Here is a 26,978-nt window from a genome sequence, read left to right as displayed (position 1 = left end):
GCCGTCCCGGCCCCACGCCGTCCGCGCCCTCGTGGGGGCGTCCCGGCCTCTCCATCCCCGCCCGGCCTCTCCATCCCCACCCGGGCCCGAACCCCGCCCCGGCCCGAACGCCCCGGAAACCGCCCCGCCCCGCCCCGGCCCGGAAACCCGCGCGGCCGCCCCGCCGTCCCCGCCGCACCCAACGACCCGCACCCGGAACGAGGAGGCCATGCGCAGACCGCGCAGCACGTCCGGCGCCCAGACGCCGCCCCCGCACCCGCGACCACCCGCGGCGGCCGGTGCCCCGGCGTTCCGCGGTCGCCGCGCCCACGCGGGGCCCGAGCCGGACGCCCCGCCGCACAAGGGCATCGGCCGCGGTCGCCGCGCCCACGCGGGGCCGCCCGCGGACGAACGGGCCGAGTCCGCTACCGCCCACGGGCCGGCCGGCCCGCCCCGCCGGGAGGCACCGGGGCCGGGGGAGCCCCGGCCGCTGCGCCCAGGGACCGTACGCGCCAAGATCATCTCGTTGCTGATGGTCCCCGTCGTCTCCCTGCTCGCCCTCTGGGGGTTCGCCACCGTCACCACCGCGCAGGACGTCGCCCGGCTCCGCCAGCTCCAGGAAGTCGAGAACCGCGTGCGCGGACCCGTCGCCCACGCCGTGCACGCACTCCAGGACGAACGCCGGGCCGCACTCCGCCAGATCGCCGCGCCCGGCTCACAGCGCGCCACCGAGCTGCGGCAGCGGGCGAAGGCCACCGACGCCGCACTCGCCGCACTCTCCCTCGGCCCGTCCCACACCGTCGCCGAGGGCGCCGAACTGCCCCGCGACGTCGGCCGCCGGCTGGCCGGGTTCGTCACTCGGGGCCGCGGTCTCACCGCCCTTCGGGCCTCCGTGCTCGACGGCCGGACCGACTGGGACGGCGCATACGAGAAGTACACGGCCGCCATCGGCTCGGGCTTCGGCGTCGCCGGCGCACTCGCCGGCGTCCAGGACTCCGGCACCAGTGCGGACGCGCGGGTGCTGCTCGAGTTCGCCCGGGCCGGGGAAATGCTCGCGCGTGAGGACGTGCTGCTCACCGGTGCCCGTGCCGCCGGGTCCTTCGGCGCCGACCGGCTGCGGCGGTTCACCGGGGCGGTGGAGACCCGGCGTGCGCTCACCGAGTCCGCCGCGGCCGATCTGCGCCCGCGCGAGCGAGCCTCCTGGCGGGTGCTCACGGGCCAGGTCGCCTACCGGGCCCTGAGGTCCGCCGAGGACGCCACCGCCGCCGCCCCGGCCGGGCGCCGGGCGGCCGCGGCCGTACCCGCCGCCACCTGGGACACCGCCCACAACGCCGTCCGCGCCGGCATGCGGGACATCGAGGCGAGCGCCCGGAGCGGCGCGGCGGACCGGGCCGATCCGGTCGGTCAGGGCCTGTTCACCGCCGCGGGTGCCGCGGTCCTGCTCGGACTGGTCGCGGTGGCGGCCTCCCTCGCCATCTCCGTACGCATCGGACGTGCCCTCGTCGTCGAACTCGTCGGTCTCCGCAACACGGCCCTGGAGATCGCCCGGCACAAACTGCCGCAGGCCATGGGCCGGCTCCGCTCCGGCGAGGACATCGACATCCGGGCCGAGGCGCCGCCCGGGCCGCCCGCGCAGGACGAGATCGCCGAGGTCGGCGAGGCGCTGTCCACCGTGCACCGCGCCGCGCTGAGCGCCGCCGTCGCACGCGCCGAACTCAGCCGCGGCATCTCCGGGGTGTTCGTCAACCTCGCCCGCCGCAGCCAGGTGCTGGTCCACCGGCAGCTCACCCTGCTCGACGGCATGGAGCGCCGTGCGGAGGACCCCGGTGAACTCGGCGACCTGTTCCGCCTCGACCATCTGACGACCCGTATGCGCCGGCACGCGGAGAGCCTCATCATCCTGTCCGGCGCGGCACCGGGCCGGGCCTGGCGGATGCCCGTGCCGCTCACCAACGTCGTCCGCGCCGCGGTGTCCGAGGTCGAGGACTACGCGAGGGTCGAGGTGCGGCAGCTTCCGGAGGCCGCGGTGGCCGGGGCCGCGGTCGCCGACCTCACCCACCTGCTGGCCGAACTCATCGAGAACGCGGCACAGTTCTCACCGCCGCACACCAAGGTCAGGGTCAGCGGCGAGCCGGTCGGCAACGGCTACGCACTGGAGATCGAGGACCGGGGACTCGGAATGGGCAAGGAGGCCCTCGCGGACGCCAACCGCCGCATCGAGCAGTCGGAGGCGCTCGACCTCTTCGACAGCGACCGGCTGGGCCTCTTCGTCGTCAGCCGGCTGTCCGCCCGCCACGACATCAGGGTGGAACTGCGGACCTCGCCGTACGCGGGGACCACCGCCGTCGTCCTGGTCCCCACCGCGCTGCTGCGGAGCGCCCCGCCCGCAGGCGACGCGACTGCGGCGGCCGCGGGCCGTGCGGCCGCACACGCCCCGGGACCGGGGCCCGCGACACCCTCCGCCCCCTGCGCCGTGCCGGACACGGAGCCGCGGCCGGAACGGCACGGCGAGCAACCTCCGCCGGGCCCGCCCGACCCGCAGGACACCGAGGCCGGGGCCCGGCGGGCGGCCCCACCGCCGGGCGTCGTCGCCCTGCGGCTGCCCGACCGCAACGGGACACCACCCGACGGAGGCCCCCGCCCCGAGAGCACCCCCGTCCGCACCCAGGCCCGCGGCGGCACCACCCGCAAGGCCCCCTCCTCCGCGGAAGCGGCCGGTCTGCCGCGCCGCGTCAGGCAGGCCAGCCTCGTCCCCCAGCTGCGCACGGCCTCGCAGCCGGAACCGGCGGACCCCGCCCGGCAGGACGCAGCGGAACGCACCCCCGAACAGGTCCGGGACCGGATGACCGCCTACCGCGCCGGCTGGGCCCGCGGTGAAGGCGCCGCCCCGGGCAGTCCCACCCACACCGGCGCCCACCGCAGCGAAGGAGACCCCGCATGATCGACCACGAGAGGACCTCCCATCACCGCTCCGGTGAACTCGACTGGCTGCTCGACGACCTGGTACTGAGGGTGGGCGAGGTCCGCCACGCGGTCGTGCTCTCCGGCGACGGCCTCGCCGTCGGCGCGTCCGGCGGACTGACCCGGGAGGACGCGGAGCATCTCGCGGCCGTCTCCTCCGGGTTCCACAGCCTCGCCAAGGGCGCCGGCCGCCACTTCCGCACCGGCGGGGTCCGGCAGACGATGGTCGAGATGGACGACGGCTTCCTCTTCGTCGCCGCCGCGGGCGAGGGCTCCTGCCTTGCCGTCCTCTGCTCCGTCACCGCCGATGTGGGGCTCATCGCCTACGAGATGGCACGGCTGGTCAAGCGCGTCGGCGAGCACCTCGGCAGCCCGCCACGCACGTCCACGCCCCCGTCCGCCGCCTTTTGACGCCTCTTGACCGGAGAAGGGCTCCAGCGACATGAACGATGCCGCCGACGGCCGCCCGGACCTCCCGGGCAGCCGCTGGTACGACGCCGAGGCGGGTCCGCTGGTCCGCCCGTACGCCATGACCGGAGGCCGCACCCGGCCCGGACCGAACTCCGCGCGCCTCGACCTCATCGCGCTCGTAGACGCCGTCGGCGACGCGGCGGACCGGGCGGCGGAGTCCCTGCTCGGTCCCGAGCACCGGGCACTGCTGCGACTCTGCCGCACCGAGGCCCAGTCCGTCGCCGAACTCGCCGCGGACGCCGATCTGCCGGTGGGAGTCGTCCGGGTGCTCGTCGGCGATCTGCTGGAAGGCGGGCATGTCACGGTCTCCATGCCGGTGCCGCCCGCGCAGCTACCGGACGAGAGGATCCTGCGGGAGGTGATCGACGGCCTCAGAGCCCTGTGAGCCCGGGCCGCCGGGCCACCGGGCCGCCGTGTCCGGCGCGGCCCCGCTCACCCGCGGCGCCGGGCCCGGCGAGCCGGGGCGGGGAAGCCCGGAGCGCGCCCGGCTCCGCGCTGAGCCGGGACCCGGTCCGCGCCGGGGGAGTCCGGCACGGCCCGGAACACCCCGTAGGGAACACCCCGTGCGTCTGTGCGCCCGTGCGTCTGTGCGCCCGCGCTCGTACGGGGCCGTGCGCCCGTACGTGCCATCGTGTACGGCCGTGCGGACCATCCGGTACGCACGTGCGGAACACCCCGGACGGCGGACGGAGCGCCTGGTGCGCGCGGGCGGGACGCCCCGCACGACGAAGGAACATCTGGCGCGCGGTCCCCTGGCGCGCGAACCGCGGTCCGCGCGCCAGGGGACCGCGCGGCGGGATCCGGGGCACACTGGTGGCGTCGCTTCCCCGCCCGGGGCCCGCCGGCCCTTGCCCGCTGAAACGCCCGCTGCTCCCTGTCCACGGCGACGCCGCCGCTCCGAGTCCGCGCCGCTCCGAGTCCGCGCCGCTCCGAGTCCGCGCCGCTCCGAGTCCGCGCCGTCCGAAGTCCGCGTCGCCCCGAATCCGCGCCGTACCGGCCGCCCTGGCGGCCACGCCGCCCCACCGACGGCGCGCGTCCCCAAGAGCCGACACCGACGCCGAGGAGCACCGTGTCCGTACCGATCATCCTCGACTGCGACCCCGGGCACGACGACGCCCTCGCCATCCTGCTCGCCGCCGGGGATCCCGCCGTCGACCTGCTCGCGATCACCACCGTCGCCGGCAACCAGGTACTGGAGAAGACAACGCTCAACGCCCGTCGCGTCTGCACCGTCGCGGGTATCACCGACGTGCCCGTCGCCGCAGGCTGCGCCCGTCCGCTCCTCGGTCGACTCCAGATCGCGGACGACGTCCACGGCGAGTCGGGCCTGGACGGGCCGAGCTTCGGCGCACCGACCGTCGATACCGTGCCCGAGCACGCCGTCGACCTGATGTACCGGATCCTCACCCGGCACCCGGAACCCGTGACCCTGGTGCCGACCGCGCCGCTGACCAACATCGCCCTGCTGCTCACCCGCTACCCCGACGTGGCGGCGCACATCCGCGAGATCGTGCTCATGGGTGGTTCGACGGAGCGCGGCAACCGCACTCCCGCCGCCGAGTTCAACATCTTCGTCGACCCGGAGGCCGCCGACATCGTCTTCCGCAGCGGGCTGCCCGTGACCATGTGCGGGCTCAACGTCACCCATCAGGCGCTGGTCACCCCCGAGGTGCTCGCCCGGCTGGAGGGGCTCGACACGGACCTCGGGCGCGTATGCGCGGAGCTGATGACGTTCTTCGCCGGCACCTACCGGCGCTCGCGGGGATTCTCCGCGCCACCCCTGCACGATCCGGTGGCGGTGGCCCGGGTCGTCGATCCGGCGATCGTGGACTGTGCCGAGGCGAGCGTCGCCGTCGAACTCCGAGGGGCGTTCACCCGCGGGGCGACCGTCGTGGACCTCCATCGGCACCTCGACCGGCCGGTCAACGCGCGCGTGGCGGTGGGCCTCGACCAGGAGAGGTTCTGGGACCGGGTCGTCGCCGCCGTCGACACGCTCGGACGGCGGGTGGCGGGCCCGGAGGGCGCGGGTCGAAACGCCCCGCGCCCGGAGGACGCCTCGGCTACGGAGCCCGGTTCGAGCACGGAGGGCGCCGCTCGCACCCAGGGCGGCCCGCGCACGGAGAGCGCTCCGCGCACCACGGGCGGTCCGGGATGACCCGGGGCCGCTCGCCGTCACCCGCCGGGCGTCGTCCGCGGGGCCGCCGGGGCGGAGTAGCGTCCGGCTCCCGCCGTCAGCCCCCACGGATGTGCGGACGGCTCCGGTCGAGCGCGCCCGTACGGCCGCCTCGCCCCGTGCACCGAGCCGAGCGGCCGCCGTCAGTACGAACTCCACCATGTCCGGCACCGTAGCGCGGGGGTACGACAACCGGTTCCGGGCCGGGTTCCGCACCGGCCGGCCGAGGAGGTCGGCCGGTGCACCCGGCCGGCACCGCCGCCGTCGGGTGCACCGCGGTCCGCCACCGGCATGCCGTCGGGTGCGCCGCAATCCGGCCACCGGCTTCGGGGCCGTGCGTGCGCCGCGCACCGTCGGAGGGGAACGGGATCCACTCCGGCCGGTGGCCCTCCAGGGTTCGGCGACCGGCACGCGCGGTCCCGGTGCCACGGTCGCCTGCCGCCTGCCGCCTGCCGCCTGCCGCCTGCCGCCTGCCGCCTGCCGCCCTCGTACCTCCGTAACCCCGTGCCTCCGTAACCCCGTGCCTCCGTAACCCCGTGCCTCCGTAACCCCGTGCCTCCGTAACCCCGTACCGGCGGTGGGCGGGCACAGGTGCGGCCGGACGCGGCCCGCGCGCGGCCGCTGCGGCGGCCGGTCGGCTCAGGGGGCGACGCCCCTCCCCACGAGCAGCTTCACGGCCGCGGCGATCGACTCCGCGTCGATCCCGGCGGCGTGCAGCTGCTCGTCCGGTGTGGCGGAGGCCGGCATACCGCCTACGGCGAGCCGCGCGAGCCTGGGTGCGGGGCGCCCGTCCGAGAACGCCTCCGCCACGGCGTCGCCGATGCCGCCCTCCGGGCGGTGGTCCTCCACCGTGAGGATGCACCCCGTCTCCCGGGCGGCGTCGTCGAGGGTCTCCACGTCCACGGGCTTGACCGAGTACAGGTCGACGACCCGGACCGGGATCCCGTCCGCGGCGAGGGCGTCCGCGGCGCGCAGGGCCTCGTGGACCGTCACCCCCGCGGCGACGATCGCCGCCCTGTCGCCGTCGCCGCCGCGCAGCACCTTGCTGCCGCCGACCGGGAAATCCTCGTCCGGACCGTAGACGACGGGTGTCTCGCCGCGGCTGGTCCGCAGATAGCGGACGCCGTCCAGCTCCGCCATCGCCGCCACCAGCCGCGCCGTCTGGTTGGCGTCGCACGGGTAGAGCACCGTCGACCCGTGGACGGACCGCAGCATCGCCAGGTCCTCGAGGCCCATCTGCGAGGGGCCGTCCTCCCCGATCGCCACGCCGGCGTGCGATCCGACGAGGTTGATGTCCGCCCGGCTCACCGCGGCCATGCGGATGAAGTCGTGGGCCCGGGTGAGGAACGCGGCGAAGGTCGACGCGTACGGCACCCAGCCGCGCGCCTGCAGGCCGACCGCCGCGGCCACCAGTTGCTGCTCGGCGATGTAGAACTCCAGGTAACGGTCCGGGTGCTCCTCCTTGAAGTACTCCGTGCGCGTGGAGTCGCCGACCTCGGCGTCGAGCGCGACCACGTCGCCCCGTGCCGAGCCCAGCGCGGCCAGGGCGTGCCCGTACGCCGTCCTGGTCGCCTCCCGGGTGCCGGGCTCGAACCGGGGGAGCGCCAGCGGCGCCAGGTCCCGGACGCGCCGGACGCGCGCCGCCGGGGGCGCCTCGACCTCGACCCGCACGAACCGCGGTCCGCCCAGTTCCTCGATGGCCGCCTCCGCGTCGGGCAGCGGCTTGCCGTGCCTGCCCTCCCGGTCCTCCACGGCGGCGACGCCGCGCCCCTTGCGGGTGGCCGCGATGACGGCGGTCGGCCGCCCTTCCACCCGCACCGCCTCGCCGAGGGCCTTGTCGACGGCCTCGACGTCATGGCCGTCGACCTCCACGGTGTGCCAGCCGAACGCCCGGAGCCGCCGGGCGTAGGCACCGAGGTCGTGCTGGTGGCGGGTCGGCCCGCGCTGCCCGAGCCGGTTGACGTCGATGATCAGCTTCAGATTGCCCAACTGCTCGAACGCGGCGTGCTCGACGGCCTCCCAGACGGACCCCTCCGCCATCTCGCTGTCCCCGGAGAGGACCCAGATCCGGTAGGGGACACGGTCGAGGTACCTGCCGGCCAGGGCCATCCCCACCCCGACGGGCAGGCCCTGGCCGAGCGAGCCCGTGGCGACGTCCACCCAGGGCAGCAGCGGCGTCGGGTGGCCCTCCAGACGGCTGTCGCGCTTGCGGAACGTCAGCAGCTCCTCGTCGTCGATGGCACCCGCCGCCTTGTAGAGCGAGTACAGCAGCGGCGAGGCATGGCCCTTGGAGAAGACCAGCCGGTCGTTGGCCGGGTTCCCCGGGTCGGAGAAGTCGTAGCGCAGGTGGTGGGCGAGGAGTACGGCGGTGAGGTCGGCCGCGGACATCGACGACGTCGGATGGCCCGAACCCGCCGCGTCGGCCGCCCGTACCGAGTCCACCCGCAACTGCCGGGCCAGTTCGGTCAGTTCTTCGTAGCGCATGTCGCTCCGTTCCTGGTCGTCCGGTGTCCGGTCGTCCGTCGTTCCCGTGGCCGGTGAAAGCCCCCGGCGGGTTCCTGGCGGGTTTGGCGGGTCTCTGGCGGGTCCGTTACGGGACCCTGCCGGGTCTGCCGGGTCTGCCGGGTCTGCGGGGTCTGCCGGGACCCTGCCGGGTCTGCCGGGTCTGCCGGGTCTGCCGGGTCCCTGCCGGGACCGTGGCGGGGTCCCGTCACGGCCGGGGTCGGCCCGGCAGCCGGGCCACCTCGGGCGACGAGGTGTCGAGCGGCACCGACCACGGGCTGACGAGGCCGAGTTGCACGGCCTGGCGCGGCAGCGCCGCGTCCAGCAGCCAGTCGGCCGCCACCCGCACCCGGTTGCCGGGCATCGCCGCCAGGTGGTAGCCGCGGGTGACCGCACCCGCGAGCAGTCCGGACAGCGGCACGCCCAGCGGGTTCGCCGCCGCCTGGACACCGCCCAGGTCCACGGCGAAGCCGAGGTCGTGGTGGCGGTAGACGCGCGCGGTGCCGTACCCGAGCGACGCCGCGACGTTGTTCGCCGCGACATCGCCCTGCCGGGTGGCGTGCTGCGCGGTCATCGGGGTCAGTTCATAGCGGGCGCCGTGCCCCGCACCGTTCCCGGCCCGTGCACCTGCCCCGTTCCCGGCCCCTGCGCCGTCGCCGTCCCCCGGCAGCGGGCGCGTCAGGTCGGGTACGGCGGCGGCGTCCCCGCAGGCGAACACGTCGGGATGCCCCGGCACATCGAGTTCCGCGGTCACCCGCAGCCGTCCGCGGTCCAGGGGCAGCCCGACGTCGGCCACGAGCGGATCCGGCCGCACCCCCACGCACCACACCAGGGTCCTGGTCGGAACGAACTCGCCGTCGTCCAGCAGCACCCCGTCGGGCGTCGCCTCCCTGATGGAGGTACCGGTGCGCACCTCCACGCCCCGGGCGCGCAGCACCCGGTCGGCGGTCTCGGACAGCCGCCGGTCGAGTTCGGGCAGCACACGGGGTGCGATGTCGAGGAGCAGCCAGCGCGGCCGGGTGTCCGGTGAGTGCCAGGCCGGGCCGAACGGGCCCTTCGGGCGGGACATCTGGGCGTGGAGCCCGTCGGTGAAGATCTTGCCCTGGGCGGCGACCTCGGTGCCGGTGTAGCCGGCGCCGACCACGACGAAGGTGGAGCGTGACCCGCACTCGTCGGCGTGCGGTGCCGCACCCGCCATCTCCACCTGCCGGACGACGTGGTCGCGCAGGTACAGCGCTTCGGGAAGCCCGCGGAAGCCGTGCGCGTGCTCGTTCACCCCGGGGACGGGGAGCAGCTTGTTGACACTGCCGACGGCGAGTACGAGCCGGTCGTACGCCAGCTCCCGGCTTGCGCCCTCCGGGTCCGTGTAGTGCACACGGTGCCCGGCGAGGTCGACCCGCGTCGCCTCGCCCAGCACGAGCCGCACCCTGGGCAGGGTGTGTGCGAGGGAGACGGTCACCCGTCGCGGTTCCAGGAGCCCGGCGGCCACCTGGGGCAGCAGCGGGAGGTACAGAAAGTAGTCGGTGGGGTTCAGCAGCACGATCTCGACCCGCTCCCTGGCCAGTGACCGGGAGAGCGCCCGTGCCGTGCGGTGGCCGGCGAACCCGGCTCCCACGACGACGATCCTGGTCACGGCGTACCGACGCGGCCGTGACCGCGGCTCCCGGGGGGTGGTGAGCGGGGCCTGCGGATGCGGGGTCCGGATGTCGTCGGCCTGCACGGCGAATCGCCTCCCATGGGGAATCGGGGCATGCGAGGGACTGGGCGCTCCGGGTGCCCCGCCGGCGCGGGGTCAAACGCCGTGCCGGCGCTCACCGGGAATCGTCTTCGCTCACGCGTCCGTGTATCCAGCCTCCCCCCGTCGAAGTGTCGCGGCCAATGGAAAGCACAGGAAAGCGAATAGATCCGGACACCTATTCAGTCCGGAGCAGTCACATTGCGCAAAAAGCGATCCAGGCGCCCCGCCTGTGGCTCCGATTGCCATACTGCTCACGTTCACAGAACAGATGTGCTGGCGTCCGACCTCGTGACCGGTCTGCCCCGGACGGCCGGGGCGTCCCTGACCTGGTTCGCTTCCTGCCAGGAGTCGGCGCACACCCACGGAGAGAAGTGATCGATGGCCACCGAGCTCTCTGGCGGTACCGGCGGAGACGCCGCCGCTCTCGCACTGAAGATACTGGTCGCCGGCGGATTCGGCGTGGGCAAGACGACCCTTGTCGGAGCGGTCAGCGAAATCCGGCCACTGCGGACGGAGGAACGGCTCAGCGAGGCGGGCGAGGGCGTCGACGACACGGGTGGAGTCGACCAGAAGGCGACGACCACCGTCGCCATGGACTTCGGCCGCATCACGATCCGCTCGGGGCTCTCCCTCTACCTCTTCGGGACGCCGGGGCAGGACCGCTTCTGGTTCCTGTGGGACGAACTGTCGCAGGGGGCGCTCGGCGCGGTGGTCCTCGCGGACACCCGGCGCCTGGAGGACAGTTTCCCCGCCGTCGACTACTTCGAGCACCGGCGCATTCCGTTCGTCGTCGCCGTCAACTGCTTCCCCGGGGCGCGGACCTACGGCGCGCACGAGGTCTCCCGCGCGCTGGACCTCGACCGGGGTACCCCGGTCGTGCTGTGCGACGCTCGCGACCGCGACTCGGGGAAGGAGGTGCTGGTCCGGCTGGTGGAGTACGCCGGGCGGATGCACACCGCCCGACTCCTCGACTCGGTGGGATGAGGGCGGCACGAGGACGGGGTGAGGGCCGCCCGGAGCGGCGAGCGGGTACCCGGCGAGGCGCGGCGACCGGTCCGCCGTCTGCCTCCGACGTCTGATGTCTGCCTCTGCCTCCGCCGTCCGCCGTCCGCCGTGCGCCGTGCGCCCGGACCGTCGACGCGTTCGCGGTGCGGGTGCCGTCGGACGGGAGGGCCCGCCACTCGTCCCAGATCCGTCCTGAGACCCGTCCTGAGATCCGTCCTGAGCCCCGCCCTGCGACAGCCTTCCCGCCAGGGGGTGCGACCTGGGGCGCGACCCGCGGTGGGGGAGAGCCGACTCCTCGCTGCCGTGCGCCCGCCATGACTCCTTGCCGGGAGGGGGACGGTGCGCAAGGCTTACCCGCGACACGGGGGAACGCGAACAGACACGCGCACGGGGAGGAACGTCATGGCAGCGGACAAGGGGCTCGAATGGCTCCTGGACGACCTGACCAAGAGGATCTCGTACATACGGCACGCCCTCGTGCTGTCCAACGACGGCCTGGTGACCGGTGCGAGCAGCGGACTCGCCCGTGAGGACGCGGAGCACCTCGCCGCCGTCTCCTCCGGACTGCACAGTCTCGCCCGGGGTTCGGGCAGGCGCTTCCGGGCGGGCAGGGCGAGGCAGATCATGGTGGAGTTCGACGAGGCGATGCTCTTCGTCACGGCGGCGGGGGACGGCAGTTGCCTGTGCGTGCTCAGCGCCGCGGAGGCCGATGTCGGCCAGGTGGCCTACGAGATGACGCTGCTGGTGAACCGGATGGGGGAGCATCTGACGGTGGCCGCGCGGCAGCCGGGCCGGGTCACGGTCTCCGACTTCTGAGACGTCCACCGCCCTGTCGGGCCGTGTCTCCAACGCCTTCCCGGTCTCACCCGGTCTCACTGTTCGGCGTTCGCCGTTCGGCGTTCGCCGTTCGCCATCGGCCATCGGCCGTCGGCTTCCGGCTGGGCGGCGGCCCCGCCCCGGGCCCGGGGCCGGGCCGAACGGCACCTTCCGCCCCGCCCCGCCCCGCGACCCGGGCCAACCGCTCGCCGGGCATGAGACGGGGCACTCGTGACGGCCCGCCCGCGCAGGGCGCCGTCAGGTCGGGCGGGGCCCTGCGCGGGCGGACGGCGCGTCCCGGGCGGACGCTGACAACTCACCACACCCGGCGGGGCCCTGCGCGGGCGGACGGCGCACACGGGGCATCAGGGGAGCGCACCGGTCGGCGTCGTGCTCCGCCCGGTGCGCCGGGAGACAGCTCCGTCCCGTTCTACCGCTGGGACGGGGCGGTTGTGCCGTCGGCGGTTCCCCGGGGCACCACGCTCGACAGGACCGAGGGCAGCGTGTACCAGTCCGACGAGACCACGCTCGCGTGCCGGCCTGCCAGCAGCGCGACGCGGTCGCGTGCCTGTGCCTCCGTAGGACTGGTGCCGTCGATCGCGGGCGGCACGCTGTGGGCGCCCGTCATCAGGACGAGGTAGTGGTTGCGGTCGTACCAGGCGGTGTCGATCGAGCCGCCCGCGTACTGGGAGGCGGATCCGTCGAAGACGACGAACCACGGGCGGAGGGAGGCGTCCTGGTAGCGGCCGCGCGGGTCGCCGGACTGCGCGCCCAGTACGGCGGGGAACGCCGACGCCTCCGGCAGCCGGCCGGCAGCGGCGAGGTTGCGCAGGTGGGTCGCGTACTCCCGGTCGGTCCACAGCGTGTCGAACGGGTTCCCCTGCTCGACCGTGCCCGGGATGAGTTCGACGATGAACTTCCCCGCCAGGTCTGTGCGGGAAGGCCACCCGCGGGCCCGTACCGCGGTGTCGAGGTCCGGATGGCCGGCGGCCAGGTCGGCGGGCCGGAACAGCGCGTCGCCGAGCCGGGCGGTGAGCAGTGCGTCGAGCGCGGCGGGGCCCCGGGCGTGCTTGCTCTGGAACCCGTCCTTCATCTCCACCTTGAGGAGGACGGGCCGGTGCCCGGGGTTCGCGTCGTGCCAGGCGCGGATGTCGGAGAGGCAGCCGCCGAGATCCCGGTCGCGGGGCTTGTTGCGCAGCTCGGCGGCCGTCGAGGCGTTCACGCAGTTGTTGTCGTTGCCCACCGGGTTGTCGTGGGCGACCCGGAAGGATCTGCCGAACACATTGGTCCACACGTCGATCTCGAGCATTCCCGCACCCGAGTCCAGGGCGTCCGCGAAGTAGCGGTACTTGGCCTTCTCATAGGCGTTGTGGACGCCGACGGAGGTCGTCGACGAGTACGCCGGTGCCGCCGCCTCGTTGCCGGGCGCGGCGACCGCGGGCGCCTGTGCCGGTACGAGCGCCACACCCAGTGCGGCGGCGGAGACTGATGCCGCAGCCGTGCGCGAGAGCTTCCCCATGGTCCCCTGCCTGTGTCGGGAGCGGTGCAAACCCACGGCAGAGTAAGGGAGTTGAGTGAAGAAGGGGAGACTCTGGGGCAATCGCGCGAAGAGCTTCCGGGGCCTTGGAGCACTTCCGGCGGTGCTGCGGGTGCGGGTGGTTCCGCTGATGCCTCCGGTACGGGTGGTGCTGTGGCGGGGCGGTGGCAGACGAGGGGAGCTGCGGTACGGGGCCGGCTGCCGCGCGTCCGGCCGGAGCCGCCGACCGGATGGCCGGTGCCGGCGACCGGATGGCCGGTGCCGGCGACCGGATGGCCGGTGCCGCCGACCGGATGGACGGAGCCGGCGAGCCCGGTCGTACCAGGCCGAGTAGCGGGCAGTGCCCGCACCTGCCGCCGACGGCCGATCGCCGCGTCGGGGGCCTGGGCCGGCGTCGGGGGCCTGGGCCTGGGCGGGCCTGGGCGGCGTCGGGGTAGTGGCCGGCCGGGACACGGATAGTCAGCCCCGCACCCGCCGCCGAAGAAGCCCGGCCGTCCCCTGCTGGTCGCGCCGCCCCGGCCGCCCCCCCCTGCCGGTCCCGCCGCCCTCTCCGGTGCCGGGTGCACCGGAGTGCGGAACGGGGCCCCGCCGGGCACGATGGCCGCATGCTGCTGGCCCGCCTCGCCGATGTGTCCCGGCAGATCGCTGCCGAGCCTTCCCGCACCCGGAAGACCGAAGCGCTGGCGTCCCTGTTCCGAGACGCCCGGCCGCAGGAGGCCGCGCTCGTCATCTCCTATCTGGCCGGACGGATCCCTCAGGGGCGGCTCGGCGTCGGCCGGAACGTCCTCGGGCACCGGCCCGAGCCGGCCGGGGCGCCCGTCCTGACCGTCGCCGAGACCGATGCTGCGTTCACGGCGCTCGCCCGGGTCGGCGGGACGGGTGCCCAGGCCGAACGCAGGAGGCTCGTGGGCGGGCTGATGGCCGCCGCGACCGGCCCCGAACAGGATTTCCTGGTGCGTCTGCTGACCGGCGAAGTGCGCCAGGGCGCGCTGGACGCCGTGGCGCTCGAGGGCGTAGCCAGGGCCGCGGGTGCGCCGTCCGCCGAGGTCCGGAGGGCGGTGATGCTCGACGGTTCACTCCCCCGGGTGGCGGAAGCGGTCCTCGCGGAAGGCCCCGCGGCGCTCTCGTCCTTCCGGCTGCGGGTGGGCCGCCCCGTGCAGCCCATGCTGGCCCGCACCTCGGCCTCGGTGGCCGACGCGGTACGGGCCCTGGGCGCCTGCTCCGTCGAGGAGAAGCTGGACGGGGTCCGCATTCAGGTCCATCGCTCGGCCGAGGACGTCCGTGTCCACACGCGGTCCCTCGACGACATCACGGCCAGGCTGCCGGACGTGGTCGAGGCGGTGCGCGAACTGCCGGCGGACCGCTTCATCCTCGACGGCGAGGTGATCGCCCTCGATCCGGCGGGCCGGCCCCTGCCGTTCCAGGACACCGCCGCACGCGTCGGCTCCCGGGCGGATGTGGCCGCGGCCACGGCGGCGGTTCCGCTGTCGCCGGTCTTCTTCGACATCCTCGCGCTCGAGGGGAGGGACGTGCTCGATCTGCCGGGGCGCGAGCGGCACGCCGAACTCGCCGCGCTGGTTCCGCGGCCCATGCGGGTGCGGAGGTTCGTCGTCGAGGACCCCGCGTCCCCCGCCGGGCTCGCGGGTGCCGAGGACTTCCTGGCCGCCACCCTCGGCCGCGGCCACGAGGGGGTGATGGTCAAGGCCCTGGACGCGCCGTACTCGGCGGGGCGCCGCGGCCGCTCCTGGCTCAAGGTGAAGCCCGTGCACACGCTCGACCTGGTCGTACTCGCCGCCGAGTGGGGCCACGGCCGCCGTACGGGAACGCTGTCCAACCTCCACCTGGGCGCGCGGGCCGCCGACGGGGGGTTCGCCATGCTCGGCAAGACCTTCAAGGGCCTCACCGACGAGATGCTCCGCTGGCAGACGGAGCGGCTGCGGGAGCTCGCCGTGGAGGACGACGGCTTCCGGGTGCGGGTGCGGCCGGAACTCGTCGTCGAGATCGCCTACGACGGTCTGCAGCGCTCTTCGCGCTACCCGGCCGGTGTCGCACTGCGGTTCGCCCGCGTTCTGCGCCACCGTCCCGACAAACCGGCGGCGCAGGCCGACACGGTCGAGACCGTCCTCGCCGCCACGCCCGTCGCGGCTCCGTCGGGGGAGTGAGGCGCGGAGCGCGGGAAGAGGGGGGAGAGGGGGGAGAGGGGGGAACCGCCGGGAGCGGCCGGACGCGCGGCGAACGGCCGGGCGTGGGCCGCGGAGACGACCGCCGTGCGGCGCGGGGAGCGGCCGGGTAGGCGGCGAGCGGAGGGGAGTGGACCCCGGCCGGCCGGGGGAAGCCGGCCGGGGCCGTACGCGGGCGGGCGCACCGTCACCGGTGGTGCGGTCTGCGGCCACGCCTAGGTGAACGATAAACCATCTTTGAGTATGGCTCGAACACCGCCCCCGCCACTGCCCCCGCCCCCGGAGCCGATGCCGGGCCGACGGCCGGAGGGCGGTCGCCGGGTGCCGGGTGCCGGGTGCCGGGTGCCGCGACCGTCGGCCGCCGGACCGGCACGCGGGCCGATGCGGTGGAAGCCGGCGGCGCTGCCGGGATGGGCGGCCGTCACCCCTCCTCCAGCGGCCGCCACCTCTTCCGGCGGCCGTCACCTCCCTGCCGGCGATCGGGGCGGCGCCGTCGGCGGACGAGTCCTGTCCTGGCTGCGTGAGTGAGGACTCGTCCCGCGTATCGCAGGGCCGGGCATCGAGTCCGGCGAGCGGCTTGGCCGGCGCCGCTGGAAGATCGAGCGGTCGATCGCCTGGCTGTTCGGCTACCGCCGGCTCACCGTTCGGTATGAGCGAAAGGGCTCCCACTTCCTCGCTTTCCTCGGCCTCGCAGCCGCCCTCGCCTGCTACAAGAAGCTCGCGAAACTCACCACGTGAGACACCATCTCAGCTCAATCCTGTACGTCGTCAACCACGGTGATCGCGCGGTATGCATCGAGGTCTACGCAGCCTGAACCGTCTTCATGCCGCCACAGCCCGTCCACGGAAACGCCCCCGCAGTCACCATCGGCTGCGGGGCGTCGTAGGTCTGCGGGTTCATGCCGTCGTGGCCGGCGCAGCCTGGGTCGCCTCGGTCTTCTCGGCGGAAGCCTGCGGCGGTATCCGCGACCTCACCGCTTGCCGGCTGTGCAACAGGCCGCCGACCATCAAGAGGGCTGAGTACGCGTTGGACTTCTCCGTACCGGCAACCTCTGGTGCGCCCAGATCGCACATGAACTTGAGGGCGAGCCGTACTTGTTCGGCACGCGCCGGGTAGCCGACAGCCGTGTTCATCGACTCCTCGCGGAGTGCCTCGGCCGCTGCTGTTGCGTCCGCTGCCTCGTCTTCGTCGTCGGCCTTCCTGCCGACGAGCGCCGCGAGGGTCTGGCGGAGGGCTTCAACCGTCAATCGCCACTCGTGCTTGACGTACTGCTTCCCGGCGTCGCGGTAGTAGTCGAGGGCGGTGGCGAACTCCGCCGACCGGGAACCGTGGGCACAGGAGATCGACGACCGGCTGTTCGCCCTGATGGCGGCGATCTGGAACGGGTGGCGCTTGACTGACATCGACCAGGCTAAGCAGGCTGTGCGCGAGAGGGCGTGGCGTCGCCTCATCGACGGCGGTGGTGCCCCTGCGGATTCGTACGGGAAGATCCCCGGTTTCTACGGAACGCCGGCCACTGCGGAGCGTCTGGCTGGACTGGACGAGTGGCAGCAGGCGACCAGGATCAAGGCCGACCCCGACCGGGCGCAGCTCCCCACCCGGACGCGCGCCCTGGAAGACGGAAGGCTCCTCTACACGGCGGTGCCGAGGATGGCCGGTCTCGAACCGTTCTTCCTGCTCGACCCCGAGACGCTGACCGTTCCTGCCGGTGAAGCCGCCGAGAAGAAGGGGGCGGCTCAGGTGGCCCGGCGGATCGGCGTGGAGGCGATGCGCCCGATCGACACAGTCGTCTGCGGCAGCGTCGCGGTGAACCGTTCCGGAGCCCGCATCGGCAAGGGCGCTGGGTACTCCGACCTTGAAGTGGCGCTCCTTGTCGAGGCCGGCCTTGTCACTGCGTCGACCGTTATCGTCGCGCCCGTCCATGCGCTCCAGGTGCTCGAGGATGAAATCCCGGAGACGGAGCACGACTTCTCGGTGGACTACATCGTCACGCCCGACGAGGTGATCCGCTGTACCAACCGCAGGCGTCCGCCCGGCTTGGTCTGGGATGACCTGACGGCCGAGGAGATCGCGGCGATTCCGGTACTGGCAGCGCAGCAGCGCGCCCGGTAGAACGTCCGCCAGGGTCATCTGCGGGCCGAACGATCGAGGGCGGCCGTAGCAGTACTTTGCCTGCTCAACAGGGGTGCCGACCGGTAGGCTGGGCAGTGCCCAGGGGGTACCTGGCCAGTTTGCCGACGAGGCGGACGCGATGCCTCCGCGACGCCCCGGGCGGGCGGCTTCCCGGGCGGGCCGGTCAGTCCGAGGACGGGCGTGCCCGTACGTGCATCCGCTCGCCCTGGGGCCCGAACAGGGACAGGAACTCCACCGGCCGGTCACCGGCGTTGGCGAAGCCGTGCGGGGTGCGGGTGTCGAACTCCGCGGCCTCACCCGCGCCCAGGACCAGGTCGTGTTCGCCGAGCGCCACCCACAGCCGCCCGGTGAGGACGTACAGCCATTCGTAGCCCTCGTGCACCTTCTGCTCCGGACGCACGCCCTTGTTCTTCGTACGCGGCGGCACGATGTGCTTGTAGGCGTGCATGCCCCCGAGGTACCGCGTCAGCGGTACGTACGTCTGCCCGTTCCGGGTGAAGGGGCGCTGCCGGATGCGGGCGTCCCCGACGGCCGGGGCGCCGACCAGTTCGTCCAGCGGCACGCCGTACGCCCGGGCCAGTGGCAGCAGCAGTTCGAGCGTGGGCTTGCGTCCGCCGGACTCCAGCCGCGACAGCGTGCTCAGCGAGATCCCGGTCGTCTCGGCGATCTGGGCGAGCGTGCTGCCGCGCGCCTGCCGCAGGGCCCGCAACCGAGGCCCCACGGCCGTCAGCACCTCGCCGAAATCGTCTTCCGTCATGGATCCATGTGCCGTCATGGCAAACGGTTTTGTCAAACCCGGGCTGCCGGAGGGAATCAGGGAATCGCCCGGACGGGCCGTCAGCGCCCGGGTCGGGACAGGAAACCCCGGACATGGTGGGTGCAGATGCGACCCGGCAGCCCCTGGGGCCGGTGCCGGCCGCAGGCGGCTCACCACCTGGGATCTCGCCGCTCCCATCCCCGCCTGTGACCGGGACGCACCGACGGTCAGCGCCGCAGGCGCCGAACTGCCGCGGCCGCCGCGGCCGCCGCGGCCGCCACGGCACCGACGGCTGCCGCGGCGAGCACCCACGGGACGATCCGCCTGGTGACCGGCAGACCCGCGGTCCGCAGCAGGTCGATGGGCTCCGCGGCCCCGGCCGGACCGGGCTCCGCACGCGCGGCGGATACGGCGGGTGCGGCCGGGGCCCGGGGCTCCGCCAGACCCGACGTGCTTCCCGCCGACCCCGCGGTTCCCGTTACAGCGGACGTCTCCGTCTCCGTCTCCGTCTCCGTCTTCGTCTCCGCCTCCGTGCCCGTGCCCGTGCCCGTCCCGTCCTTTCCGGCGGCCCCGCTCGGCTCTCCTCCGGCGGCCCCGCTCGGCTCTCCCGGTTCCCCCCGTCCTCCCGTCCCCGCTGCCGCGCCCCCGCCGTCCGGCGCCCCGGCGAGCTGCCCGGACAGGCAGTCCGCGAACCGGTCCACCAGCTTCCCGCCGACCTCGGCCAGCACACCCCGCCCGATCTGGGCCGGCCGCCCGGTCACCGCGAAGTCGGTGAGCACGGACACGGTCGTCCCCGCGCCGGAGGCGCTGAGCCCGGCCGTGACGGTCGCCCGCGCCGTGCCCTGCCCCCGCACCTCCTTGCCGCTCGCCTTCAGGATCATCCGGTGCGCCGCCGTGTCCCGCTCCTCGAAGACGGCGGTTCCCCGGTACGTCAGTGTGACCGGCCCCACCTTGACCTTCACCGTCCCGGTGATCTTCTCGCCGTCGAACTCCTGAACGGTCGTACCGGGCAGGCAGGGCGCCACCCGCTCGATGTCGAGGAGCGCCCTCCAGGCCTCCTCGACCGGCACCGGGACGGTGAACTCGTGCCGCAGTTCCATGCTCCGCTCCGTTTCTCCTCATGCGCCGGCGGACCCCGCCGGGGTCCCGGTGCCGCCGCGGGCCTGCCCGCCGGGATGCGAACCGCCGGGATGCGAACTGCCGGAATCCGAACTGCCGGAATGCGAACCGCCGGGATGCGAACCTCCCGAATGGATCGCCCCGGTTGTCTCCGTCAGCGGCGCCCCGCTTCCGCCCCAGCGGAGTGCCACGATCTCCGCAGCCACCGACACGGCGACCTCCTCGGGGGTGCGGGCCCCGAGGTCCAGGCCCACCGGCGAACGCAGCCGGGCCAGCTGCTCCTCGCCCAGCCCGGCCTCGCGCAGCCGGTCGGCCCGGTCCTCGTGGGTGCGGCGGCTGCCCATCGCGCCGATGTACGCCGCCGGCCGCCGCAGCGCCTGCTCCAGCAGCGGCACGTCGAACTTCGGATCGTGCGTCAGTACGCAGACGACCGTGCGCGCGTCGGTCTCCGTACGGTCCAGATAGCGATGCGGCCAGTCCACGACGACCTCGGCACCCTCCGGGAACCGCCTGGGCGTGGCGAACGCCGGACGCGCGTCGCACACGGTGACCCGGTAGCCGAGGAAGTCGCCGATCCGGGCGACGGCCGCCGCGTAGTCGATGGCCCCGAACACCAGCATCCTCGGCGGCGGCGCGAACGCGTGGAGGAAGACCGACACATCGTCCTCGCGGCGCTGGCCCCGCGGCCCGTAGTGCCGCATACCGGTCGATCCCTGGGCGAGGCCGCCGCGGGCGTCCGCCGCGACCGCCGCGTCCAGTCCCTCGGAGCCGAGCGATCCGGCCGCCTCGTCCGCCCAGACCGCCAGCGTGGCGCCCCGCGGGGCCGGGCCGTCGGTGACGGCCGCGACCGTCACCGGGCGGTGTGCGGCGACCGAGTCGGCCACCGCCCCGAACACCGCGTCGGTGTCCGGGGAGACGGCCCGGACCAGCACGGTGATCTCACCGCCGCAGGTCAGCCCGACCGCGAACGCGTCGTCGTCGCTGTACCCGAAGGTGTGCAGCCGTGCCGCACCGTCGGCCAGGACCTCCCGGGCCATCTCGAAGACCGCGCCCTCCACACAACCGCCCGACACGCTGCCTACGACCTCCTCGCCCGGCCCCACGGCCATCGCCGCGCCCGGCCCGCGCGGCGCGCTGCGGCTCACCGACACGACCGTGGCCAGCCCGAACGGCTCGCCCCCGGCGTACCAGCGACACAGGGCAGGCAGAATCTCACGCATCCCCGGCTCCTCTCACCACCGCGGCGAGGTGCTCCAGCGCCGCCACGCTGTGTCCCTCGACGAACGCGTCGACACTGGGCAGGGCCGCCGCCATGCCGGCCGCCAGCGGTGCGTAGCCGGGCCGGCCCTTGCGCGGATTGGCCCACACGACCCGGTGGGCCAGCCGGTGCAGCCGCCGCATCTGGGCCGCGAGGAGTGACGGATCACCGCGCTCCCAGCCGTCGGACAGCACCACGACGACGGCACCACGCGCCATCCCGCGCTGCCCCCACCGGTCCAGGAAGGCCCGCAGCATCTCGCCGAGCCGGGTGCCCCCGCGCCAGTCCGGGACGGCGGCGGCCACCGCCGCCAGCGCGGCCTCCGGGTCGCGGTGCCCCAGCGCGGCGGTCACCCGGGTCAGCCGGGTGCCGATCGTGAACACCTCCGTCGCCGCCCGCGACCCGGCGGGCCCGCGGTGCGCCGCCGCGTGCGCGAACCGCAGCAGCGCGTCCGCGTACGGCGTCATCGATCCGCTCACGTCGACCAGCAGCACCACCCGGCGGGGACGTTCGGCACGCGCCCGTCGGCGCAGCAGCGCCGGCTCCCCGCCTCGGCGCAGCCACTCCCGCACCGTCCGCCGCGGATCGACGGCACCGCGCCGGGCCGGACGCAGCCGCGCGGAGCGCCGCGGCTCGCCCCGCAGCGCGAACGCGGCCAGCAGCCGCCGCACCTGCTCGCGTTCGGCGGCCGTCAGCGCGGCGACGTCCCGATGGCGCAGTACCTCCGCCGGACTGGCGAGGGCCGCGGCGGCGCCCGGCCGCCGGTCGTCCTCGCCGGATCCCGGCACGCGGTCCGTCTCCCGTACGGCCGGCCGCGCCGGGGGAGCGGCCCGCAGCGGGCGGGCCAGCGGTCCCGGAGCGCGGCCGCGCGGGCCGAAGTAGCCGGCGAACACCCGGTCGTAGCGGTCGAGGTCGTCCCGGCCGCCGCACAGGGTGAGCCTCCCGGCCCAGTACACGTCGGCCCGCCGATGCGGCCCGAGCACGTCGAGCGCCCGCAGGAACGTCTGCACCCGGTCCGGCCCCGCCTCCAGCCCCGCCGCGCGCAGCGCGCGCCCGAAACCCACCAGCACCGCGGTGCCGCCGCCGACCGCCGCCACCGGCCTCACGCCCCCGCCGCCCGCCGGGCGAGGACCGCGGACAGGTCCATGGAGCGGGCCCGCTCCGTGTCCTCCCGGTACTTCAGCGCCGATCCGAGCGTCGCCACGGCCAACTCCGCGTCCAGCTCCGTGGCGCCGAGCGCGTCCAGCGCCTCGGCCCAGTCGATCGTCTCGGCCACTCCCGGCGGCTTCACCAGTTCCTCGGAGCGCAGGGCCTGGACGAGAGCGGTCACCTGCTCGGCCAGCCTGGCCGAAACGGCCGGCAGCCTGCCGCGGACGATCGCCAGCTCCCGGGCGAAGGAGGGATGGTCGAACCAGTGGTACAGGCAGCGCCGTTTGAGGGCGTCGTGCACCTCCCGCGTACGGTTCGACGTCAGCACCACCACGGGAGGGGTGCCGGCCCGCAGGGTGCCGAGTTCGGGAACGGTGACCGAGTACTCCGACAGCAGCTCCAGCAGGAACGCCTCGAACTCGTCGTCAGCCCGGTCCACCTCGTCGACGAGCAGCACCGACGGCTGTGTCCGCAGCGCCCGCAGCAACGGCCGCTCGACGAGGAAGCGCCGGTCGTACAGCTCCGCCTCCAGCCGCTCCACGTCGGTCACCCCGGCCGCCTCCGCCGCGCGCAGGTGCAGCAGCTGCCGCGGGAAGTCCCAGTCGTACAGGGCCTGCGAGGCGTCGATCCCCTCGTAGCACTGCAACCGGATCAGCGGCGCGCCCAGCATCCCGGCCAGCGCGCCCGCGAGCGAGGTCTTCCCCACCCCGGCGTCGCCCTCGCAGAACACCGGGCGGTGCAGCCGCAACGCCAGGAAGCACGCGGTCGCCAAGCCCTCGTCCACCAGATAGCCGACGTCCTCCAGCCGCCTCCGCACCTCCTGCGGGCCCTGCGGAGGCCCGGCGGCCGGCCCGGCCGCCCGTTGTGCCTCGCCGCCGTCGCCGGGTTTTCCGGTCTGTTGTGCCTCGCCGCCGTCGCCGGGTTTTCCGGTCTGTTGTGCCTCGCCGCCGTCGCCGGGTTTTCCGGTCTGTTGTGCCTCGCCGCCGTCGCCGGGTTTTCCGGTCTGTTGTGCCTCGCCGCCGTCGCCGGGTTTTCCGGTCTGTTGTGCCTCGCCGCCGTCGCCGGGTTTTCCGGTCTGTTGTGCCTCGCCGCCGTCGCCGGGTTTTCCGGTCCGCTGCGCCCCGCCACCGCCGCCCGCTTCCCCGGCCCGCCCGGCCGCCGTCCCGCCCATCGGCACGGCCCCCGTCACGCGGGACCGGCCGCGGCGAGCACGGCCCGCCGGGTGAGCACCCGTGCCAGGTGCTCGCGGTACTCGGACGAGCCCCACAGGTCCGATGCCGGCCTGGTGCCCTCGGCCGCGGCCTGCGCGGCGCGCTCCACCTCCCCGGCGTCTGCCGCGCCCGCGAGCGCCGCCTCGGTGGCGGCGGCCCGCAGCGGGGTCGGCCCCATGTTGGTGAGCCCGATCCTGGCCTCGGCGATCCGCCCGCCGTCGGTGCGGACGAGGGCCGCGACACCGACCGTCGCCCACGCCTGTGCCGCCCGGTGGAACTTCTCGTAGCGGAACCCCCAGTCCCCGGCCTTCGGGATGCGCACCTCGACCAGCAACTCGTCGGAACTCAGGGCGGACTCGAGGTAGTCGGTGAAGAAGTCCCGGGCCGGGATGGTCCGCAGGCCCGCGGGGCCGGCGGCGACCAGCTCGCCGTCGAGCGCGAGGACGACCGCGGGCAGGTCCGCCGCCGGGTCCGCGTGGGCGAGCGAGCCGCCCAGTGTCCCCCGGTTGCGTACGGCGGGGTCGGCGACCGTCGCCGTCGCCGCCGCGAGCAGCCCCGCGTGCCTCCGCACCAGGGGGTCGGCCATCACATCGCGATGCGTGGTCATGGCGCCGACGACGAGGGTGTCGCCCTCCTCGCGGATCCCGCGCAGAGCGTCGATCGCGCCCACGTCGACCAGGAGTTCGGGGAAGACGAGCCGCAGCCGCAACATGGCGAGCAGGCTCTGGCCGCCGGCGAGGACCTTCGCCTCCTCACCGGACTCGGCGAGCGCGGCCACGGCCTCGTCCACCGAGTCCGGACGCCGGTAGTCGAACGCCGCGGGGATCATGCCGGCCCCTCCCCGCCCGGGCCGGCCGCCCGGCCGTCCGTCGGCTCCGCACCCTCCGGCCGCCCGGCCGGTGGCGGGCCGCCTTCTCCGTTCCCGGTCTGTGGCGGGCGGTCTTCTCCGTTCCCGGTCTGTGCCGGGCCGCCCTCCCCGCCCCGGGCCTGCCGGATGGCCCGCCACACCCGCTCCGGGGTGCACGGCATCGGCACGTCCGTCACCCCGAGCGGCCGCAGCGCGTCCACGACGGCGTTCACGACGGCCGGTGTCGAGGCGATCGTCCCCGCCTCCCCGACGCCCTTCACCCCCAGCGGGTTGGTGGTCGCGGGCGTCTCGGTGCGCTCGGTCGTGAACTCCGGCAGGTCCACCGCGGAGGGCACCAGGTAGTCCGCCATCGTCCCGGACGTCAGATTGCCGTCGGCGTCGTAGACGGCCTCCTCGTAGAGTGCCTGCCCGATGCCCTGGGCGAGGCCGCCGTGCACCTGGCCCTCCACGATCACCGGGTTGACCACCCGTCCGACGTCGTCGACGCACACATAGGAGCGGATCCGGGTGCGGCCCGTCTCCGTGTCGACGTCCACGGCGCACAGATGCGTGCCGTGCGGGTAGGAGAATTCGTCCGGGTCCACGACATGGCCGGCGTGGAGCGTCGGCTCCATGCCCTCGGGCAGGTCGTGCGAGGAGAACGCGTCGAACGCGATCTCCTGGATGGTCCGCCGCGCCTCCGGGGAGCCCTTCACCGAGAACACGCCCTCCGCGAAGTCGAGGTCGTCCTCGCCGGCCTCCAGCAGATGCGCCGCGATCCTCCGGGCCTTCTCCACCACCTTCCGCGCCGCCTCGTGGACCGCCGTACCGCCGACCACCAGGGAGCGCGAACCGTAGGTGTCCATCCCCTGGGGCGCGGCCCGGGTGTCGCCGTGCACCACCTCGACGTCCTCGAACGGCACGCCCAGCACGTCGGCAGCGATCTGGCTCCAGCACGTCACATGGCCCTGCCCGTGCGGACTGGTGCCCGTGACCACCTCGGCCTTGCCCGTCGGCAGCAGGCGGACGCCGGCCGCCTCCCAGCCGCCGGCCGCGTACCGCAGATCCCCCAGCACCCGGCTCGGCGCGACCCCGCACATCTCCGTGTACGTCGAGATCCCGATGCCCAGGCGCACCGGGTCGCCGCGCCGCACCCGCTCCTGCTGCTCGGCCCGCATCCCCTCGTAGCCGAACAGCGCCAGCGCCTTGTCCGTCGCCGCCTCGTAGTCGCCGCTGTCGTAGGTGAGCCCGGCGATCGAGGTGTACGGGAACTCGTCGTGGCCGATCCAGTTGCGGCGGCGCAGGTCCAGCGGGTCCATGCCCAGTTCGGCGGCGAGTTCGTCCATGACGCGCTCGATCGCGAACGTCGCCTCCGGGCGGCCCGCGCCCCGGTAGGCGTCGGTGGGCGTCCGCGTGGTGAAGACGCCGGTGCAGGTGAAGGCATAGGCGTCCATCTTGTAGATCGCCGGGTACATGAACGCCCCGAGCAGCGGGGTGCCCGGTGTGATCAGCATCAGATACGCGCCCATGTCGGCGAGCAGGTCGACCTTCAGCCCCAGCAGCCTCCCCTCGCGGGTCGCCGCGATCCGGACGTCCTGGATCTGCCCGCGACCGTGGTGGGTGGCGAGGTACCCCTCGGAGCGCGACTCGGTCCACTTCACCGGCCGGCCCAGGGCGCGCGCCACGGCGAGCGCGACGGCCTCCTCCCCGTACACCTGGAGCTTCGAACCGAAGCCGCCTCCCACGTCCGGGGCGATCACCCGCAGCTTCTGCTCCGGGATGCCGGTGACCTTCGCCAGCAATAGCCGCAGGATGTGGGGGATCTGGGTGGCGGAGTGCAGCGTGTACTCCCCGGACGCGGCGATCGGCGTCACGACCACGGCGCGCGGCTCCATCGCGTTGGGGACGAGCCGCTGCTGGCGGAACCGCCGCGAGACCACCACATCGGCCCGGTCCCGTACCGGCTCCCAGTCCTCACCGGTCGTCAGCGGCCAGACGTAGCACCGGTTCGTGCCCTTGTCGGCGTGCACCAGCGGTGCGCCCTCCGCGAGGGCCGCCTCCAGGTCGAGCACCGGCTCCAGCGGGGTGTAGTCGACGTCCACCGCCTCGAGGGCGTCGGCCGCCGCGTAGCGGTCCCGGGCGACCACGACGGCGACCGGGTCCCCCGCGTAGCGCACCTCGCCGACGGCGACCGGCGGATGGTCGGGCATCACGATGTCGTCGGTCACCGGCCACACGCACGGCAGCGGGGCCAGACCGCCGGCGAGGTCGCGTCCGGTGAACGCGGCGACGACGCCCGGCCGCTCCAGCGCCGGGGCCGCGTCCACCCGGTCGATCCGGGCGTGCGCCATGGGGCTGCGCAGCACGGCCATGTGCAGCATGCCGGGCACGCTGATGTTGTCGGTCCACCGGGTCTGGCCGGTGACCAGGTGCGCGTCCTCCTTGCGGGCCCGGGCGCGTCCGACCTCCCGCTCGCGCGTCCGTTCCGCGGGCCGGGCGGTCACGTCCGGGCCTCCTGCCCCTCGCGCGCGGCCGTGAGCACGGCGTGGACGATGTTCTGGTAGCCGGTGCACCGGCAGAGGTTGCCCTCCAGGCCGTGGCGGACCTCGTCGGGAGTGGGGTCCGGGTTCTCCCTGAGCAGGTCCCGGGCCGCCATGATCATCCCGGGGGTGCAGTAGCCGCACTGGAGTGCGTGCCTTTGGTGGAAGGCCTTTTGGAGGGGGTCGAGCCCGCCGCCCGGGGAGCAGAGCCCCTGCACGGTGGTGACCTCGCCGCCGTCGGCCTGCACCGCGAGCACCGAGCAGCTCTTGACGCTGCGGCCGTCGAGTTCGACGGTGCACGCGCCGCAGCTTCCGGTGTCGCAGCCGACCGGGGTGCCGGTCAGCCCGAGGCGGTCCCGCAGATAGTGGACCAGCAGCAGCCGCGGCTCCACATCGTTCCGGTAGGCGACGCCGTCCACGGTCACCGAGATGCGGTTCATCGGCCCTCCCAGAGGCCCGGGCAGGCAGTACCGGGCAGTACCGGGCAGTACCGGCCGGTTTCGTCTGGTACGTCCCACTCTAGGTCGGTGCAACAGGCGCCGCGACCGTGCCGCTTGGCGGCCGTGCTGCTTGGCGGCCGGGCGGCGCCGCGTCCATCTCC

General features: G+C 74.5%; 19 protein-coding genes and 2 pseudogenes. 9 read left to right on the top strand and 12 right to left on the bottom strand.

Features of this window, described 5'->3' with window-relative positions:
- Positions 1-208 precede the first annotated feature (208 nt).
- The 4 genes from DDQ41_RS00690 (at position 209) to DDQ41_RS00675 (ending at position 5,566) form a co-directional block, all read left to right on the top strand.
- On the top strand, positions 209-2,920 hold the full coding sequence (locus DDQ41_RS00690) for a sensor histidine kinase (RefSeq protein ID WP_109292683.1): 2,712 nt from the start codon (positions 209-211) through the stop codon (positions 2,918-2,920).
- Positions 2,917-3,351 (top strand): roadblock/LC7 domain-containing protein, encoded by a 435-nt coding sequence (locus DDQ41_RS00685; protein ID WP_109292682.1) that lies wholly within the window; start codon positions 2,917-2,919, stop codon positions 3,349-3,351. The genes DDQ41_RS00690 and DDQ41_RS00685 overlap by 4 nt, the downstream gene beginning before the upstream one ends.
- 31 nt (positions 3,352-3,382) lie before the next feature.
- Positions 3,383-3,796, top strand: a complete 414-nt coding sequence (locus DDQ41_RS00680) for a DUF742 domain-containing protein (protein WP_109292681.1) — start codon at positions 3,383-3,385, stop codon at positions 3,794-3,796.
- A 684-nt stretch (positions 3,797-4,480) separates the two neighbouring features.
- The gene (locus DDQ41_RS00675; protein ID WP_109292680.1) at positions 4,481-5,566 is read left to right on the top strand and encodes a nucleoside hydrolase; all 1,086 of its coding nucleotides are present in this window, start codon (positions 4,481-4,483) and stop codon (positions 5,564-5,566) included.
- Positions 5,567-6,223: 657 nt separating this feature from the next.
- Here DDQ41_RS00675 and DDQ41_RS00670 read toward each other — a convergent pair.
- A pseudogene (locus DDQ41_RS00670) lies at positions 6,224-8,218 on the bottom strand (transketolase); the annotation flags it as partial.
- Positions 8,219-8,294: 76 nt separating this feature from the next.
- Positions 8,295-9,719: an NAD(P)/FAD-dependent oxidoreductase gene (locus tag DDQ41_RS00665; RefSeq protein WP_109297471.1), complete on the bottom strand. Its 1,425-nt coding sequence runs from the start codon at positions 9,717-9,719 to the stop codon at positions 8,295-8,297.
- A gap of 483 nt (positions 9,720-10,202) precedes the next feature.
- On the opposite strand from DDQ41_RS00665, the gene DDQ41_RS00660 reads away from it, so the two are divergent.
- Positions 10,203-10,808, top strand: coding sequence for a GTP-binding protein (locus DDQ41_RS00660; RefSeq protein WP_109292678.1), 606 nt, complete (start codon positions 10,203-10,205; stop codon positions 10,806-10,808).
- A 423-nt stretch (positions 10,809-11,231) separates the two neighbouring features.
- On the top strand, positions 11,232-11,645 hold the full coding sequence (locus DDQ41_RS00655) for a roadblock/LC7 domain-containing protein (RefSeq protein ID WP_109292677.1): 414 nt from the start codon (positions 11,232-11,234) through the stop codon (positions 11,643-11,645).
- 430 nt (positions 11,646-12,075) lie between these two features.
- On the opposite strand, the gene DDQ41_RS00650 is transcribed toward DDQ41_RS00655, so the two are convergent.
- Positions 12,076-13,164 carry a phosphatidylinositol-specific phospholipase C domain-containing protein gene (locus DDQ41_RS00650; protein ID WP_109292676.1) on the bottom strand — a complete coding sequence of 363 codons (1,089 nt, stop codon included), beginning with the start codon at positions 13,162-13,164 and terminating at the stop codon, positions 12,076-12,078.
- 623 nt (positions 13,165-13,787) lie between these two features.
- Here DDQ41_RS00650 and DDQ41_RS00640 point away from each other — a divergent pair.
- Together DDQ41_RS00640 and DDQ41_RS00635 are read left to right on the top strand one after the other, a co-directional pair.
- Entirely contained in the window at positions 13,788-15,344 is a 1,557-nt protein-coding gene (locus tag DDQ41_RS00640; protein WP_109292674.1) for an ATP-dependent DNA ligase, read from the top strand.
- Positions 15,345-15,902: 558 nt separating this feature from the next.
- Positions 15,903-16,100 (top strand): annotated as a pseudogene (locus DDQ41_RS00635) (transposase); the annotation flags it as partial.
- 159 nt (positions 16,101-16,259) lie between these two features.
- On the opposite strand, the gene DDQ41_RS00630 reads toward DDQ41_RS00635, so the two are convergent.
- Positions 16,260-16,766 (bottom strand): hypothetical protein, encoded by a 507-nt coding sequence (locus DDQ41_RS00630; protein WP_162602606.1) that lies wholly within the window; start codon positions 16,764-16,766, stop codon positions 16,260-16,262.
- Between DDQ41_RS00630 and DDQ41_RS00625 the strand changes: the two genes are divergently transcribed.
- A complete protein-coding gene (locus DDQ41_RS00625) occupies positions 16,756-17,475 on the top strand; it encodes a 5-formyltetrahydrofolate cyclo-ligase (RefSeq protein ID WP_217364419.1) in 720 nt (239 codons plus the stop codon). The genes DDQ41_RS00630 and DDQ41_RS00625 overlap by 11 nt on opposite strands.
- A 184-nt stretch (positions 17,476-17,659) precedes the next feature.
- Here the strand turns inward: DDQ41_RS00625 and DDQ41_RS00620 are convergent, their stop codons facing one another.
- From DDQ41_RS00620 to DDQ41_RS00580, 8 genes are all read right to left on the bottom strand, one after another.
- On the bottom strand, positions 17,660-18,253 hold the full coding sequence (locus DDQ41_RS00620) for a helix-turn-helix domain-containing protein (RefSeq protein ID WP_109292672.1): 594 nt from the start codon (positions 18,251-18,253) through the stop codon (positions 17,660-17,662).
- 227 nt (positions 18,254-18,480) lie between these two features.
- On the bottom strand, positions 18,481-19,353 hold the full coding sequence (locus tag DDQ41_RS00615; RefSeq protein ID WP_109292671.1) for an SRPBCC family protein: 873 nt from the start codon (positions 19,351-19,353) through the stop codon (positions 18,481-18,483).
- An 18-nt stretch (positions 19,354-19,371) separates the two neighbouring features.
- A complete protein-coding gene (locus DDQ41_RS00610) occupies positions 19,372-20,592 on the bottom strand; it encodes an XdhC family protein (protein WP_109292670.1) in 1,221 nt (406 codons plus the stop codon).
- Entirely contained in the window at positions 20,585-21,727 is a 1,143-nt protein-coding gene (locus DDQ41_RS00605; protein ID WP_109292669.1) for a vWA domain-containing protein, read from the bottom strand. The genes DDQ41_RS00610 and DDQ41_RS00605 overlap by 8 nt, the downstream gene beginning before the upstream one ends.
- 5 nt (positions 21,728-21,732) lie before the next feature.
- The gene (locus DDQ41_RS00600) at positions 21,733-22,596 is read right to left on the bottom strand and encodes an AAA family ATPase (protein ID WP_109292668.1); all 864 of its coding nucleotides are present in this window, start codon (positions 22,594-22,596) and stop codon (positions 21,733-21,735) included.
- A gap of 368 nt (positions 22,597-22,964) precedes the next feature.
- Positions 22,965-23,819 (bottom strand): FAD binding domain-containing protein, encoded by an 855-nt coding sequence (locus tag DDQ41_RS00590; RefSeq protein WP_109292666.1) that lies wholly within the window; start codon positions 23,817-23,819, stop codon positions 22,965-22,967.
- Positions 23,816-26,341, bottom strand: coding sequence for a xanthine dehydrogenase family protein molybdopterin-binding subunit (locus DDQ41_RS00585; RefSeq protein ID WP_109292665.1), 2,526 nt, complete (start codon positions 26,339-26,341; stop codon positions 23,816-23,818). Before DDQ41_RS00585 ends, DDQ41_RS00590 begins: the two co-directional genes overlap by 4 nt.
- The gene (locus tag DDQ41_RS00580) at positions 26,338-26,817 is read right to left on the bottom strand and encodes a (2Fe-2S)-binding protein (RefSeq protein ID WP_109292664.1); all 480 of its coding nucleotides are present in this window, start codon (positions 26,815-26,817) and stop codon (positions 26,338-26,340) included. The genes DDQ41_RS00585 and DDQ41_RS00580 overlap by 4 nt, the downstream gene beginning before the upstream one ends.
- Positions 26,818-26,978 lie beyond the last annotated feature (161 nt).

Origin of the sequence: Streptomyces spongiicola (genome assembly GCF_003122365.1) — a bacterium.
GTDB classification, from domain to species: Bacteria; Actinomycetota; Actinomycetes; order Streptomycetales; family Streptomycetaceae; genus Streptomyces; species Streptomyces spongiicola.
This window is presented reverse-complemented; position numbering and strand designations above follow the sequence as displayed.